This window comes from Stenotrophomonas sp. YJH_SMC_81 (assembly GCF_059370875.1).
On record NZ_JCAFUB010000002.1, the window covers coordinates 168802 to 183824 of the forward strand.

Genomic DNA, 15023 nt, shown 5'->3' on the forward strand with positions numbered 1-15023 from the left:
GGCTATATCCTAGCCTTGGCGACGCGAGACCACCGGGGAGGTGGTCGCCCGGGGACACGGATGGCACGCGTGCTGGTAGTGGGAACCGATATCCAGGGCGAGCAGGCCCTGCTGCAACGGCTGCGCCTGGCGTCGGCACTGCCGGACGGCCAGGTCCGCCGCAGCCGGGACCTGGACGATTGCGACCTGCTGGTCATCCGCGATACCCCGGCACTGCGCAACGCGGCCCAGCGCATGCGCCAGCAGCGACCGCGCCTGCAATGCTGGATCGAGGACAACGGCGGCCAACTGCGCGACGGCGACGGACACCAGGATGTTCTCGACGACGGTGCCATCGGCCGCGCGCTGCGTCGCATGCAGTTGGCACCGGAGCCCCTGGCCATGCCCGCACCCGCGCTGATACGTCTGGCCGATGGCGCACACGCCATTACCCGCCTGCTGCGCGAGCGGTTGCCGCTGCGCCATGGCCAGGCACTGTTGAGTGATGCGGGCGAGCCTTTGCTGCTGATGGATCTGGAGCACGACCAGGCCGTGCTGTTGCAGGAACCCGCGAGCGCGCTGGTGGAGCGCCTGGCCGATGCTTTCGAACGCCTGCAGCTGGATGCACTGACGCCAATGCGCCTGCAGGCGCTGGCTGGTGAGCGAACACGCCAGCCGCTGCGGCCGCTGTTGTGGCAATGGGCGCAACGCAGCCGCCACTGGCAGGCACTGGACGAACGCCTGCGCGGCGCTTCGGTGAAGCTGCTGCGCTGGCCGGATTTCCGCGTACTGGGACACGACCACGATGGATTCCGCCTTTGCTCGTTGCTGCTCAAGCGCGCGTGCACGGTTGAAGAATGCGCGATGCTGCTTGAGCTGCCGGCGGCGGCCGTTCGCGATTTCATCCACGCGGCCTACCTGTGTGGCTACGCGCAGCTGCAGGCCGCCCCGGCGACGCCGATGATGGCGACCGGTGGCACCCGCACCGACAACGGACTGCTTGCCCGCCTGTGGCGGCACTTGCGCGGGAGTGAGCGCAATGCGTGAGCACAAGGTGGTGGTGCTGGGCGGCATGGGCAGCGGCAAGTCGACGCTGGTGCGCAGCATCGCGGCCGGCGCGGTAGTCGACACCGATGTGGCCAACAGTGATCGCCTCGGTGCCGACAAGGCCTCCACCACCGTCGCGCTGGACTATGCAGACATCGACCTGCCCAACGGAGAACGCCTGCGTCTGTACGGAACGCCCGGCCAGCAGCGTTTCGATTTCCTGTGGCCGATCCTGCTGCAGGGTGCACGGGGCGCGGTGCTGCTGCTGGACGCACGGCGCGCCGGCATTGCCAGCGAGCTGCAGGACTACCTGCAGGTGCTGCAGCCGTTCGCATCATCCCTGGCACTGGTCGTGGCCGTCAGCCACCTGGACCAGGCACCACAGGCGGCGCTGGATGACTGGGCCACGCACGCCTGCCTTGACGACCAGCCACTGCCGTTGCTGGCCGTCGATGCCCGTGACCGCGAACAGGGACTGCTGCTGATGGATGTACTGATGAGCGAAATGGAAGCGCACGCACTGGTGGCTGCGCATGGGTGACGGGCAGATGGCGGTACTGCCCGACGCGGGCCAGCGTGAGCGCCTGCAGCCGCTGCTGCAGGACCTGCAGCAGCGGGTGGAAGGCGTGCGCACGGTGGTGCTGGCCAGCGTCGATGGCTTTGCCCTGGTCAGTGCCGGTGCCGACGGGCGCGGCGAACGGCTGGCGGCGATGACCAGCGCGATGCTGGCGTTGGCCGCAGCGGTGGGGCGCGAACTGGTGCTGGGCGATCTGCAGACGCTGATGCTGGAAGCGATGGGCGGGAAGGTGCTGATGCTGGCGATCCAGGCCGAAGGGCGTGCGCCGCTGCTGCTGATGGCGGCCTGCGACCAGCGCAGCGTGATCGGGCAGGTGCTGTGGCAGAGCAGGGAATGTGGCCAGGCGATCCTGGCCGAACTCGGCGGATCGTGAGCCCGGCCGCAGGGGAACGAGGGGCTCGAACCAACATCGACAAGGGGTGCGACGTGGCTGGATTGAATGAATCGTTGAACGCACTGATGGGCATCGACGGCGCGCAGGCAGTGGCGCTGGTCGACTACGAAAGCGGCATGCTGCTGGGCGAAGCCGGTGCCGGCATGGACATGGAAGTGGCCGCCGCCGGCAACACCGAAGTGATCCGGGCCAAGATGAAGACCGCTGCCTCGTTGAACCTCAATGACAGCATCGAGGATATCCTGATCTCGCTGGGCAAGGCGTACCACATCATGCGACCGGTCGCGAAGAAGAAGGGCCTGTTCTTCTACATCGTGCTGGACCGGACCAAGTCCAACCTTGCACTGGCCCGACGCAAGGTGCAGGACGTAGAGGCCGAACTGGCGATCTGAGCCGGTAGTGCCGGCCGCTGGCCGGCGTCTGCATCGATCCATCGACGGTCCAGGTGCTGCCGGCCAGCGGCCGGCACTACCTTCGCACTCGACGCCATTGCACACGCCAGCGTATGGTGAAGCCGGTCCTCCCGGCTGAGTCCTGCATGTCCGAGCCTGATATCGATGCCGAGCTGGCGTCGCGCATCGCTGGTGCCATCCACGCTGGCTTCGAGCAGTACCACGCCCGCTTTGCGGCGATCACCGCCCGCGCGCGGCAGCGTTTCGAGCAGCGCGACTGGGCGGGCGCACGCCGGGATGCAGTCGAGCGCATCGCGTTGTACGACCTGTGCATTGCCGAACAGATGGATGCACTGCGGCGCCTTGCCGGCGAAGCGATCGGGGAGCGCGCACTGTGGCTGCAGGTGCATGCACGCTACAGCGAATTGCTGCGGGGGCTGATCGACGCCGAACTGTACAAGACGTTCTACAACACCCTGTCGCGGCGCTTGTTCTCCACCCGTGGCGTGGATCCGGCGCTGGAGTTTATCGCCTTTGACGTCGAGCCGTCCGATGCGATCACCCATCCGGTCGCGCGGCATACCTACGCGGTTTCACCGACGCGGCCGGTGGAGGCCCTGCAGCGCGTGTTGGCCGATTACCGCTTCGACATTCCGTATGCGCACCAGTTGCGCTGCGCGGCGGCCATCGCCGTGCGCCTGCAGGATGATCTGGCCCACTGGGGCGATACGCCGGTGCGCAGCATCGAGCTGCTGGACACCGTGTTCTATCGCGAGCGCCGTGCCTACCTGGTGGGCCGCGTGTTCGGCGAGCACCGCTTCTCACCCTGCGTGATCGCGCTGGTCAACGATGAGCGTGGCTTGCGTGCCGACGCGGTGCTCACCCGGCGCCGCGACGTCGCCCACCTGTTCGGCGTGTCGCGCAGTTATTTCCAGGCCGACCTCGCCACGGTGGGCGATGCGGTGGTGTTCCTGCGCAGCCTGCTGCCAAGCAAGCCCATCGATGAGATCTACACCGTTCTGGGCCGTGCCAAGCAGGGCAAGACCGAGCGCTACCGGACCTTCTTCCGCCACTTCAACGAGCATCCGCAGGAGCGGCTGGTGCCCGCCGAAGGCACACCTGGCATGGTCATGGCAGTGTTCACCCTGCCCAGCTATCCGCTGGTGTTCAAGCTGATCCGCGACCGCTTCGCGTGGCCCAAGGCGATGTCGCGGCAGCAGGTGGAAGAGAAGTACGCGCTGGTGTTCAACCTCGACCGCGTCGGCCGCCTGCTAGATGCGCAGCCGTATCGCCACCTGCGCTTCCCGCGCGACCGCTTCGCGCCGGCCTTGCTGGAGGAGCTGCTGCAGCAATGCGCGCAGACCGTGCGGGTCGATGGCGACCATGTGGAAGTCGCACTTTGCTACGTACAGCGTCGCTTCCGTCCATTGAACCTGTACCTGCGCGAGCAGGGGGGCGAGGCGGTGCGCGCAGCGGTACTCGACTACGCGCAGGCGATCACCGACATGGCGCGCAACAACATCTTCCCCGGCGACATGCTGCCGAAGAACTTCGGCGTATCGCGGCATGGCCGGGCCGTGTTCTACGACTACGACGAGCTGTGCCTGGTCAGCGACTGCGTGTTCCGCGCCTGGCCGCAGCCGCGTACGCCGGAGGAAGCCATGGCCGATGAACCCTGGTTCCATGTCGGTCCACGCGACGTGTTTCCCGAGCGCTTCGGCCCGTTCATGGGCCTGCCCGCCAGCGAACTGGCGGCGGTGAGGGAGCACTACCGGCACCTGTTCGATCCGGCGTGGTGGCAGGACCTGCAGGCGCGCTTCGCCGAGGGGAACTATCCGGATACGCCGCCCTACGCGGCGGCCCATCGCCTGGCCTGAACGGCGTGGCGTGAAGCACGTGCCGGTCCGGTCAGGACTGCGGTACGCTCGGTGCTCACTTCATCACCACGGATCCGGCAATGATGCGTTCCCCCCTGTTCCTTGCCCTGGCCCTGGCGTTCTCCGCCGGTGCCCCCCTGCTGCCAGCCGAGGCCGTCGCCCAGAACGCGCGCGCCGTGCGTGCCACCGCCGAGATGAGCATGGCGCTGTCGGGCAGTATCGACGTGGCGGCCGATGGTTCGGTCAGCGCGCTGGTCCTGGACCAGCAGGCGATGCTCGCACCGGGTATCGCCTCATTCGTGGAGGGCACCATCCGTGGCTGGCAGTTCGAGCCGACGCTGCGCGATGGCAAGCCGGTGGCGGTCCACGCACCACTGCGGGTGCGCCTGCGTGGCAAGCAGCAGGAGGACGGCAGCTACCAGGTCAGCATGACCAGTGTCGACTTCAGTGAGTATGACCCGAAGGCTACCGATTCGGTGACCCGGAAGAGCATGCCGCCACCGCGCTACCCCGAGGATGTCTTCCGCAGTGGTGGGCAGGGTGATGTGCTGCTGCTGGTCAAGGTAGCCCGCGATGGGACCGTGGCCGACGTCATTGCCGAACAGGTGAACATGACCGTGGTCGCGCCGGAGCGGACCCTGGCCAAGATGCGTGACCTGCTCGCCAAGGCCAGCATCAGCGGCGCGCGCAAGTGGACCTTCATCCCGCCGACCACCGGCGAGAACAGCACGCGCGACTTCTGGACCGTGCGCGTGCCGGTGAACTTCGCCCTGAACAGCGACACCGGCAGCAACGGCAATGCCCAGCCGGAGCGCTATGGCCGCTGGCGTGCCTACATCCCCGGCCCGCGCCAGGCCGCACCGTGGCGCAGGCCGGATGCCGTCGAACAGGCGGGCAGTGATCTGCTGCCGGCCGGGGGCGTGTACATGGTCGATGGCACCCAGCGCGGCCTGCGCCTGCTGACACCGTTGGCGCAGCGCTGAGCCCGGCGCGGTGAAGCGGTCGGCCAGGCCGGCCGCTTTTCAGTCCGCGTACGGGTAGACCACCACCCGGTTGCGGCCCTGTTCCTTGGCCATGTACAGGGCCTTGTCGGCCAGCCGCAGCGCCTGCTCGGCATCGACATGGAAGCTGGGGAAGTGGGCCACGCCCAGTGACACGGTGATGGTGCCGACCGGCTCGAACGGGTGATCGGCGATGTGCTGGCGCAGGCGCTCGCCAGCTTGGCGCGCCGAGTCGGTGCTGATGCCCGGCAACAGCAGCAGGAATTCCTCGCCGCCGGCGCGGCAGAGGATGTCGCTGTCGCGCGAGTAGCGGCGCATCTGGTCGGCGATATGGACGATGGCGGCGTCACCGACGTCATGGCCGTGGCTGTCGTTGATCGATTTGAAGCGATCGATGTCCAGCGCCAGGATCGCGAACGGAATGCCCTGCACCTGCAGCGCATCCAGCGCCTGCTGCAGGCCGCGGCGATTGAGCAGGCCGGTCAGCGGATCGGTACGGTTGGCGCGGCTGAGCGTGCCGATGCGGTCCTGCAGCGCGTTGAAGCTGTGCAGCACCGCCTGCTTGAGCTGGGCCACCTCGAAGTACCAGGCGCGGATGCCGCTGACGTGGCTGATCGCGTTGCCGGTGTCCTCGCCACCCTGCACGTTTCGCGCCAGCTGCCACAGCGGCATCGAGATGCGACGGGCGAACCACCAGGTGACCAGCAGTGACAGCAGGCCGAGCGGGATCGCATTCCAGATCACCGCGGTCATCAACCGTGACAATGGCTGCAGCGTGGCCTCGGTCGGCCGCTGGGCGATGATGCCCCAGCCGGTGGCCGGCACCGGTGCATAGCCAGCCAGCATCGATACGCCCAGGTTGTTGCGGACCTGCTGCGCACCGCGTTCACCGCGCACGACTGCCTTCACCGCCGGGTTGCCGACCACGTAGTCGCCGACCCGCTTGCCATCGGCGTGGTACAGCAGGCGGCCATTGCGGTCCACCACGTACAGGTACGAGCCGTCGCGGTAGTAGTGCTTGCCCAGCAGCGTGTGCAGCGCACTGCGCTGGCGCAGGTAGAGGGTGCCGCTGACGTAGCCGCGATAGCGGCCCTGGCGATCGAAGATCGGGTGCGACAGCGAGACCAGCAGCTTGCCGGTGGTCGACTGGTAGGGATCGCTGATCATCGGCTGGCGCGCGGCCAGTGCGGCGTTGTTGCCGGCGCTGTGCAGGATCTCGCCCTGCAGCTGCAGGGTCTGCGGCGAGGTGGCGATCACCAGGCCGTCGGCGTCGACCACCAGCGAGGAGTTGAAGCTGTTGGTCTGCAGCTGCAGCCGGCTGGCTTCATCCTGGGCCTGTGCCGGATCGAGATCATTCTGGCCGAGCCGGGTGGCGGCGTAGGCCAGCTCCTGCTGCGCGGCCAGCAGGAAGTTCTGGGTGGTCTCGGCCAGCTTGGTGGCATAGACGCGGTTGGCCTCCAGCGTGTTGCCGACCAGCTGGTCGCGCTGCACGCGGTAACTGGCCAGCAGGGTATTGGCCAGGGCAATGATGGCGCTGAGCAGGGCCAGGGCGAGGATCAGCTTGCCCAGGTTGAGGCGGGGGGACAGCGTTCGCATGCGTCGACGGATCCGGCAGGAGGCTGGACCCGACCGGTTCTCCGGAAGGGGCGACAGCGGGAATCGGTGGCCACGCCCTTGGGGCCGGGCAGGGTATGGGGCGAATTATCGCCAAAAGTCAGCGGCGGCAAAGTGAAGCAGGTCGCCCTGCAGGCAAAAAAAAACCTGCCGCAGCGGGCGGCAGGTTCTTTTCGATGCAATGGCGCGGATCAGCGCTTCATCGAACCGAAGAACTCGTCGTTGGACTTGGTGTTCTTCATCTTGTCGAGCAGGAATTCCATCGCGGCCATTTCATCCATCGGATGCAGCAGCTTGCGCAGGATCCAGATCTTCTGCAGCAGTTCCGGTTCGATCAGCAGGTCTTCGCGGCGGGTACCGGAACGGTTGATGTCGATGGCCGGGAACACGCGCTTTTCAGCGATACGACGGCTCAGGTGCACTTCGCTGTTGCCGGTGCCCTTGAACTCTTCGTAGATCACCTCGTCCATCTTCGAGCCGGTGTCGACCAGCGCGGTGGCGATGATGGTCAGGCTGCCGCCTTCTTCCACGTTGCGCGCGGCACCGAAGAAGCGCTTCGGGCGGTGCAGGGCGTTGGCGTCCACACCACCGGTCAGCACCTTGCCCGAGCTCGGCACCACGTTGTTGTAGGCGCGGGCCAGGCGGGTGATCGAGTCGAGCAGGATCACCACATCCTTCTTGTGCTCGACCAGGCGCTTGGCGCGCTCGATGACCATTTCGGCCACCTGCACGTGGCGCGCGGCCGGCTCGTCGAAGGTCGAGCTGATGACCTCGCCGCGCACGGTGCGCTGCATTTCGGTCACTTCTTCCGGGCGCTCGTCGATCAGCAGCACGATCAGGTGCACGTCCGGATGGTTGGTGGTGATGGCGGTGGCGACCTGCTGCATCATCATCGTCTTGCCGGCCTTGGGCTGCGACACGATGAGCGAGCGCTGGCCCTTGCCCTGCGGCGCCATCAGGTCGAGGATGCGGCCGGTGATGTCTTCCGACGAACCGTTGCCACGCTCAAGGGTGAAGCGGCGGCGCGGGAACAGTGCGGTCAGGTTCTCGAACAGCACCTTGTTCTTCGACGCTTCGATCGGCTCGCCGTTGATGGTGTCGACGATGTTCAGCGCGAAGTAGCGCTCGCCGTCCTTCGGGAAGCGGATGCGGCCGGAGATGTGGTCGCCGGTGCGCAGGTTGAAGCGGCGGATCTGGCTGGGCGAGATGTAGGTGTCGTCAGGGCCGGCCAGGTAGCTGGCTTCGGCCGCGCGCAGGAAACCGAAGCCATCCGGCAGGATTTCCAGCACACCATCGGCGGCGACGCCGTCACCGTGGCGGGTCAGCACCTTCAGCAGGGCGAAGATCACGTCCTGCTTGCGGGCACGGGCCACGCCTTCGGAGATCTGCAGCTGCTCGGCGATTTCCAGCAGCTTCTGTGCCGGCATGCGCTTGAGGTCGCTCAGCGAGTACACCGGGAAGCCCTCGGGCACGTTGGCGTGCGGGCGCGGCACGAACGGCTGCTGTTCGCCGCCGTCATTGGACATGCCATCGTCGCGGAAGCGGTTGTTGCGGTCACGGTCGCGGCGGTTGCGGAAGCGGTCGCGGCGGTTGCCCTGACCTTGCCCCTGGCCCTGCTGGCCGTTCTGGTTGTACGGGTTCTGGCCCTGGTTCTGGCCACCCCCCTGGTGATTCTGCTGCCGCGGCTGGCCGGATTCGCGGCCCTCGCCACCCTCGCCACCGCCACTGCTGGCAGGGGCCTCGGCGGCGGGCGCGCTCGGCGCAGGTGCTGCGGCCGGCGCCGGTGCTTCGGGCGCGGCGGCCAGCGGCAGGGTCGGCTGCGCCGGAGCGGCGCTGGTTTCTGCGGCTGCCGGGGCGGCGGCCTTGCTCACGCGGGGCTTGCGCACGCGCTTTTCGGCGGGCGCATCAGCGCTGCCGGTTTCGGAAGTGTTATCGGACAAGAGCGTTATTCCTCGCTTGACGGTGCGAGCGCCCGGCTGGGGCGGCGAACGTTGGGAATGGGTCTGGAAGAAACTGCGTCCAGAGGGTGCGGCACGCGAACGCGGCCGGATATGCCGACACTATCATCGGCCTGCGGCGCCATGCAAGGGTCGCCGGGAACAGCATTCATCATGGGCGTGGTGCGCCCGCCGGCAGCCGCGCTCGGCGGCTGCCGGAGACCGGCAGGATCAGGCCAAGGCCTTGTCCAGCAGGCCGGCCAGCTGGGCCTTGCCCACCGCACCGATCTGCTCGCCGACCTTCTCGCCATCCTTGAACACGACCAGGTACGGAATCGAACGCACGTGGTACTTCGCGGCCAGCGCACGGTTGTGGTCAACGTTGACCTTGGCGATCTTGGCGCGGCCCTGGTAGGCATCGGCCAGCTCGTCCAGCGCCGGGGCGATCATCTTGCAGGGGCCACACCACTCGGCCCAGAAATCGACCAGCACCGGTTCCTTGGAATTCAGCACTGCGCTATCAAAGTCGGCGTCGCCGACATGTACAACCTTGTCGCTCATCTTGGTTTCTCGTCTTGGATTGCACCCGGCCATGCCGGAGGTGGGTGAACTGGGCCTTGCCCGGTGGCGCGACCCTCGTCGTTGCCTCGCGGCGCACTGCCGCGGTGCGTTCGGCGGGATGCCTGGACGCTCACGGCCGGCAGTGTACCCCTATCGCGGGGCAGGGACAGGCGCCGTCTGGAACCCAGCGTATCGTGATCGCTTCGATGGCCGGTATGTGTCGGATTTCACTGTCTTCCTGAAGATGGGGCTGGCAGTGGGCGACACCAGCGCCTCCGTGCAGGCCGTTCAAGTCCGGTGTGGCTGGGTGAAGGTCACGTCTCTGGATGCCATGAGACGTCGCATTCCGGTTTGCCTGCCCGAGTGCGTTAAACTGGGACATTGTGCGGCGCACGGACCGAGGGGTCCCGGCCTGCCAACCCGCCGCAGGGGCCGCAGTTTGCGACGGTTCCCCTAGACGCTGAAGTGCCAGCCGCCCCAAGGGCCGGCGGCCATACCAAGACGGACTCATGAGCGACAAACCGCTGACCGATTTGACCTTCTCCTCCTTCGAGCTGCACCCGGCCCTGCAGGCCGGCCTTGAAGGAGCCGGATTCACCCGATGCACCCCGATCCAGGCGCTGACCCTGCCGGTCGCGCTGCCCGGTGGTGATGTTGCCGGCCAGGCCCAGACCGGTACCGGCAAGACCCTGGCCTTCCTGGTCGCTGTCGTGAACCGCCTGCTGACCCGTCCGGCGCTGGCCGACCGCAAGCCGGAAGACCCCCGCGCCCTGATCCTCGCCCCGACCCGCGAACTGGCCATCCAGATCCACAAGGATGCGGTGAAGTTCGGTTCCGACCTGGGCCTGCGTTTCGCGCTGGTCTACGGTGGCGTGGATTACGACAAGCAGCGCGAGCTGCTGCAGCAGGGCGTGGACGTGATCATCGCCACCCCGGGCCGCCTGATCGACTACGTCAAGCAGCACAAGGTGGTTTCGCTGCATGCCTGCGAGATCTGCGTGCTGGACGAAGCCGACCGCATGTTCGATCTGGGCTTCATCAAGGACATCCGCTTCCTGCTGCGCCGCATGCCGGAACGCACCATCCGCCAGACCCTGCTGTTCAGCGCCACCCTCAGCCATCGCGTGCTGGAGCTGGCCTACGAGCACATGAACGAGCCGCAGAAGCTGGTGGTCGAAGCCGAGACCATCACCGCTGCCCGCGTGCGCCAGCGCATCTACTTCCCGGCCGACGACGAGAAGATCCCGCTGCTGCTGGGCCTGCTGTCGCGCAGCGAAGGCGCGCGGACCATGGTGTTCGTCAACACCAAGGTGTTCGTCGAGCGCGTTGCCCGCTCGCTGGAAAAGGCCGGCTACCGTGTCGGCGTGCTGTCCGGCGACGTGCCGCAGAAGAAGCGCGAGAGCCTGCTCAACCGCTTCCAGAAGGGCCAGCTGGAAATCCTGGTGGCCACCGACGTCGCCGCGCGCGGCCTGCACATCGACGGCATCAAGTACGTCTACAACTACGACCTGCCGTTCGATGCCGAAGACTACGTGCACCGCATCGGCCGTACCGCGCGCCTGGGTGAAGAAGGTGATGCGATCAGCTTCGCCTGCGAACGCTACGCGATGGGCCTGCCGGACATCGAGGCCTACATCGAGCAGAAGATTCCCTCCGAGCCGGTCACCAAGGAACTGCTGACCCCGCTGCCGCGCCCGGAACGCCCGGCCCCGGCTGCAGGCGAGGAAGGCGAGGACAACGAAAGCGTCGGCCAGATCTTCCGTGAAGCGCGCGAAGCCCGCGCCGCCGAGGAAGAGCGTCGGGGTGGTGGCCGCAGTGGCGGTCGTTCCGGCAGTGGTGGTGGTCGTGGTGGCCGTGACGGCGAGCGCAGCGGCGAACGCCGTTCGCGCGGCCCGCGCAAGCCGCGCGTGGAAGGCGAGCAGGGGGCTGCGGCCCCGGTCGCCGGTGCTGAAGGCGCCGCTGCCCAGGCCCCGCGTCCGCCGCGCCCGCCGCGCGCCGAAGGCGCACCGGAAGGTGCCGTGGATGGTGAACACAAGCCGCGCAAGCGCCGTCGTCGTCGCCATGGCCGTCCGGTCGAGGGTGCCGAGGGCGTGCAGGCCAACGCCGGCAACGGCGCGAGCCCGGTGACCCCGGTGCAGGTGGTGGCCAAGCCGGTGCGTACCGCCGCCGATACCGGCGATTCGTTCCTGACCCGCATCGGCCGCAAGATCCGGCGGATGCTGTCGGGCAACTGATCCTGTAGCACCCGACCGTTGGTCGGGTGGCTTCATGGGCGTGCCGGCCAGCGGCCGGCACTACCGATCCCGTGACCATCTCCACGCCGTCGCGCCGGTCCTGCATAATCGGGGCATGAGTGTCCTGCGCTTCGACAATGTCAGCAAACAGTACGCCGGTGGCCACGAGGCACTGACCGATGTCAGCTTCGAGGTCGCGCCGGGCGAGATGCTGTTCGTCACCGGCCATTCCGGTGCGGGTAAAAGTACGCTGCTCAAGTTGATCCACCTGGACGAGCGGCCCAGCCGTGGCGCGGTGGTGTTCGACGAGCGCAACCTGCTGAAGGTGCGCGGCGGCGACGTGCCGCGCCACCGACGCGCGGTGGGGGCGGTCTACCAGGACCACCGCCTGCTGATGGACCGCTCGATTGCCGAGAACGTGGCGCTGCCGCTGATCCTGCGTGGTACCCGCCGTGGCGACATCAACAAGCGCGTGCGTTCAGTGCTCGAGCGCATGGGCCTGGGCCATCGTGAGAAGGCACTGCCCTCGCAGCTGTCGGCCGGCGAGCAGCAGCGCGTCGGCATCGCCCGCGCCATCGTCGGCGAGCCCAAGCTGCTGGTGGCCGATGAGCCGACCGGCAATCTCGACCCGACCCTGGCAGCGGAGATCATGGCCCTGTTCGCCGAGCTGCCCTCGCGCGGCACCAGCGTGCTGGTGGTCAGCCACGACCTGCCGCTGCTGCGCCGCATGCGCAAGCGCGTATTGATCCTCGACCACGGCCGGCTGGTGGATGACATCTCGCCGCAGGACCTGGCGGAGTAACCGATGGCGAAGAACGAAAACAGCGAAGCCGCCGCCCCGTCGCGCGTGGGCGTCTGGTTCCAGCACCACGTGCACAGCGTGGTGTTCAGCCTGGGCCGCGCCTGCCGCAAGCCGTGGGCGACCCTGCTGACCGTGATGGTCATGGCGCTGGCCCTGGCGTTGCCGCTGGGGCTGTCGATCGCGCTGGACAACCTCAAGCAGTTCGCCGGCAGCGTGCAGCAGTCGCGCGACATCAACGTGTTCCTGAAGGGCAACATCGATGGTCCCGGTGCGCTTCGCCTGGCCGGCCAGCTGCGCGACCGCGATGACGTGGCCGAAGTGAATGTGCGCACACCCGAGCAGGGCCTGCAGGAACTGCGTGATGCCGGCCTCGGTGAGGCGATCGATGCGCTCAACGACAATCCGTTGCCCTCGCTGCTGGTGATCACCCCGGGCCAGGGCAAGGACGACGCACGCCTGGCGCGCGCGCTGGAAAGCCTGCCCGAGGCCGATCTGGTGCAGCACGATGCGCTGTGGCGCCAGCGCCTGGACGCCTGGCTGGCGTTCGGTGCACGTCTGGTGCAGGTGCTGTCGGTGCTGCTCGGCGTGGGCGCCGCGCTGGTGGTCGGCAACACCGTGCGCCTTGACATCCAGGCCCGTCGCGAAGAGATCGGCGTGCTGCAGCTGCTCGGCGCGAGCGATGGCTTCATCCGCCGCCCGTTCCTGTACCTGGGCGCGTGGTACGGGCTGGGCGCCGGCGCGGTAGCGCTGGCCCTGATCGGCGCCGCCGGTGCCGCCCTGCGCGTGCCGCTGGCCGAACTCTCGCGCAGCTACGGCAGCCCGTTCGTGCTGCATGGCCTGGACCTGCTGCACGGCGGCCTGGTCCTGGTCGGCACGCTGCTGCTGGGCTGGCTGGGCGCCTGGCTGGTGACCGGCCACTTCCTCCGCCAGACCCGTCCGACCGACACCTGAGACCGGCATGCAACCGCAAGCGCTGAAGCACCTTGAAGGGCCCGCGACGCGGGTGATGGTGGTCGATGGTTCGAAGCTGGTCCGCAAACTGATCGCCGATGTCCTGCAGCGTGACCTGCCGGGCGTGGAGGTGATCGGCTGCGACAGCATCGAGGATGCGCAGCAGGCGCTGGCGCAGGGCCCGGTGGACCTGGTGACGACCTCGCTGACCCTGCGCGATGGCGACGGCCTGGCGCTGGCGCGGATGGTGCGCGAAGCCGCCGGCCAGGCCTATGTGCCGGTGATCGTTGTGTCCGGCGATGCCCAGCAGCACCTGGAGCAGCGACGCTTCACCGAGTACGTCACCGACTATTTCGACAAGGCGCTGGGCCATGAGGCACTGGCGACCTTCATCCGTGGCTATGTGCAGCCGCAGACCATCCCCGGCGCCACCATCCTCTATATCGAAGACAGCCGCGTGGTGGCCGAGGCCACCAAGCGCATGCTCGAGCGCCAGCAGTTGAACGTACTGCACGTGGTCAGCGCCGAAGAGGCATTCACCCTGCTCACTGCCGAGTCGCTGGGCCGCAGCCGCCACCGCATCGACCTGGTGCTGACCGATGTCACCCTGAAGGGCGAACTGAGCGGGCGCGACGTGGTGCAGCGCGTGCGCGTGGACTTCGGTTACGGCAAGCGCCGCCTGCCGGTGCTGGTGATGACCGGTGATGGCAACCCGCACAACCAGACCGGGCTGCTGCAGTCCGGTGCCAATGACCTGGTGCTCAAGCCGATCGAAGAGCGGCTGCTGGTCACCAAGGTGTTGTTCCAGCTGCGCCTGGCCCGATTGAACGATGGACCCCTGATCCGATGATGGATGAAGTAGCCGACACCCCGACGATCCAGCTGGAACCGAGCTGGAAGCAGCATGTCGGCGATTACCTGCTGCAGCCGCAGATGCGCGAGCTGTCCAGCTTCCTGCGCCAGCGCAAGGCCAGTGGCGCGGCGGTGTTCCCGCCCGGCCCGCAGATCTTCGCCGCGTTCGACGCCACGCCGTTCGAGCAGGTGAAGGTGGTGATCCTCGGGCAGGACCCGTACCACGGCCGCGGCCAGGCGCATGGCCTGAGTTTCTCGGTGCCGCCGGGCGTGCCGGTGCCGCCGTCGCTGCTGAACATCTACAAGGAGATCGAGAGCGATCTCGGCATCCCGCGCCCGGACCACGGCTGCCTGATTCCGTGGGCGCAACGTGGGGTGCTGCTGCTCAATGCCGTGCTGACGGTGGAAGAGGGCAAGGCTGGTGCCCACCAGGGGCGTGGCTGGGAGGGCTTCACCGATCACGTGGTGGACGTGCTCAACCGCGAACGCGAAGGCCTGGTGTTCCTGCTGTGGGGCGCCTATGCGCAGCAGAAGGGCAAGGTCATCGACACCCGTCGCCATCGCGTGCTGAAGTCGCCGCACCCGTCGCCGCTGTCGGCCCATCGTGGCTTCCTCGGCTGCCGGCATTTCTCGATGGCCAACGAGTACCTGCAGCGCCGCGGCCAGGCCCCGATCGACTGGTCGCTGCCGCCGCGTTCGGCGCTCTGAGCACCGGCGGGCTGCTGGGCCTGAACATCGGGCAACGTCTCCGGGCCTGAATGGGCCTTCAGAACGGCCCGTTCAGCTCCGCTTGACTGAAATCGGC

General features: G+C 67.6%; 14 protein-coding genes. 11 read left to right on the forward strand and 3 right to left on the reverse strand.

The window, feature by feature from the left end; all coding sequences use genetic code 11:
• Positions 1-60: 60 nt before the first annotated feature.
• The 6 genes from AC5P8U_RS04355 to AC5P8U_RS04380 all read left to right on the forward strand — a co-directional run bounded on the left by AC5P8U_RS04355 (position 61) and on the right by AC5P8U_RS04380 (position 5249).
• On the forward strand, positions 61-1026 hold the full coding sequence (locus AC5P8U_RS04355; RefSeq protein WP_088497440.1) for a hypothetical protein: 966 nt from the start codon (positions 61-63) through the stop codon (positions 1024-1026).
• Complete coding sequence (locus AC5P8U_RS04360) at positions 1019-1567, forward strand: GTP-binding protein (RefSeq protein WP_072169179.1); 549 nt, start codon at positions 1019-1021, stop codon at positions 1565-1567. The genes AC5P8U_RS04355 and AC5P8U_RS04360 overlap by 8 nt, the downstream gene beginning before the upstream one ends.
• Positions 1560-1976: a roadblock/LC7 domain-containing protein gene (locus AC5P8U_RS04365; RefSeq protein ID WP_061478181.1), complete on the forward strand. Its 417-nt coding sequence runs from the start codon at positions 1560-1562 to the stop codon at positions 1974-1976. The genes AC5P8U_RS04360 and AC5P8U_RS04365 overlap by 8 nt, the downstream gene beginning before the upstream one ends.
• A 53-nt stretch (positions 1977-2029) precedes the next feature.
• Positions 2030-2389 (forward strand): hypothetical protein, encoded by a 360-nt coding sequence (locus AC5P8U_RS04370; RefSeq protein WP_005419760.1) that lies wholly within the window; start codon positions 2030-2032, stop codon positions 2387-2389.
• A gap of 146 nt (positions 2390-2535) precedes the next feature.
• Complete coding sequence (gene aceK, locus AC5P8U_RS04375) at positions 2536-4266, forward strand: bifunctional isocitrate dehydrogenase kinase/phosphatase (protein ID WP_072169178.1); 1731 nt, start codon at positions 2536-2538, stop codon at positions 4264-4266.
• Positions 4267-4346: 80 nt separating this feature from the next.
• Positions 4347-5249 (forward strand): energy transducer TonB, encoded by a 903-nt coding sequence (locus AC5P8U_RS04380; protein ID WP_072169177.1) that lies wholly within the window; start codon positions 4347-4349, stop codon positions 5247-5249.
• A 39-nt stretch (positions 5250-5288) separates the two neighbouring features.
• Here AC5P8U_RS04380 and AC5P8U_RS04385 read toward each other — a convergent pair whose 3' ends face one another.
• From AC5P8U_RS04385 to trxA, 3 genes are all read right to left on the reverse strand, one after another.
• Positions 5289-6863 carry a sensor domain-containing diguanylate cyclase gene (locus AC5P8U_RS04385; RefSeq protein ID WP_005419756.1) on the reverse strand — a complete coding sequence of 525 codons (1575 nt, stop codon included), beginning with the start codon at positions 6861-6863 and terminating at the stop codon, positions 5289-5291.
• A 209-nt stretch (positions 6864-7072) separates the two neighbouring features.
• Positions 7073-8821 carry a transcription termination factor Rho gene (rho, locus tag AC5P8U_RS04390; RefSeq protein ID WP_053498291.1) on the reverse strand — a complete coding sequence of 583 codons (1749 nt, stop codon included), beginning with the start codon at positions 8819-8821 and terminating at the stop codon, positions 7073-7075.
• A gap of 228 nt (positions 8822-9049) precedes the next feature.
• The gene (gene trxA, locus AC5P8U_RS04395; protein ID WP_005411275.1) at positions 9050-9379 is read right to left on the reverse strand and encodes a thioredoxin; all 330 of its coding nucleotides are present in this window, start codon (positions 9377-9379) and stop codon (positions 9050-9052) included.
• 509 nt (positions 9380-9888) lie between these two features.
• Here trxA and rhlB point away from each other — a divergent pair.
• From rhlB to ung, 5 genes are all read left to right on the forward strand, one after another.
• On the forward strand, positions 9889-11613 hold the full coding sequence (gene rhlB, locus AC5P8U_RS04400) for an ATP-dependent RNA helicase RhlB (RefSeq protein ID WP_072167299.1): 1725 nt from the start codon (positions 9889-9891) through the stop codon (positions 11611-11613).
• Between the two features lie 115 nt (positions 11614-11728).
• Positions 11729-12415, forward strand: coding sequence for a cell division ATP-binding protein FtsE (gene ftsE, locus AC5P8U_RS04405; protein WP_005419728.1), 687 nt, complete (start codon positions 11729-11731; stop codon positions 12413-12415).
• A gap of 3 nt (positions 12416-12418) precedes the next feature.
• Positions 12419-13366, forward strand: a complete 948-nt coding sequence (ftsX, locus tag AC5P8U_RS04410; RefSeq protein WP_005419726.1) for a permease-like cell division protein FtsX — start codon at positions 12419-12421, stop codon at positions 13364-13366.
• Positions 13367-13373: 7 nt separating this feature from the next.
• A complete protein-coding gene (locus AC5P8U_RS04415; protein WP_005411271.1) occupies positions 13374-14216 on the forward strand; it encodes a response regulator in 843 nt (280 codons plus the stop codon).
• Positions 14213-14926: a uracil-DNA glycosylase gene (gene ung / locus AC5P8U_RS04420; RefSeq protein ID WP_088497438.1), complete on the forward strand. Its 714-nt coding sequence runs from the start codon at positions 14213-14215 to the stop codon at positions 14924-14926. The genes AC5P8U_RS04415 and ung overlap by 4 nt, the downstream gene beginning before the upstream one ends.
• The last annotated feature ends 97 nt before the right edge of the window (positions 14927-15023 follow it).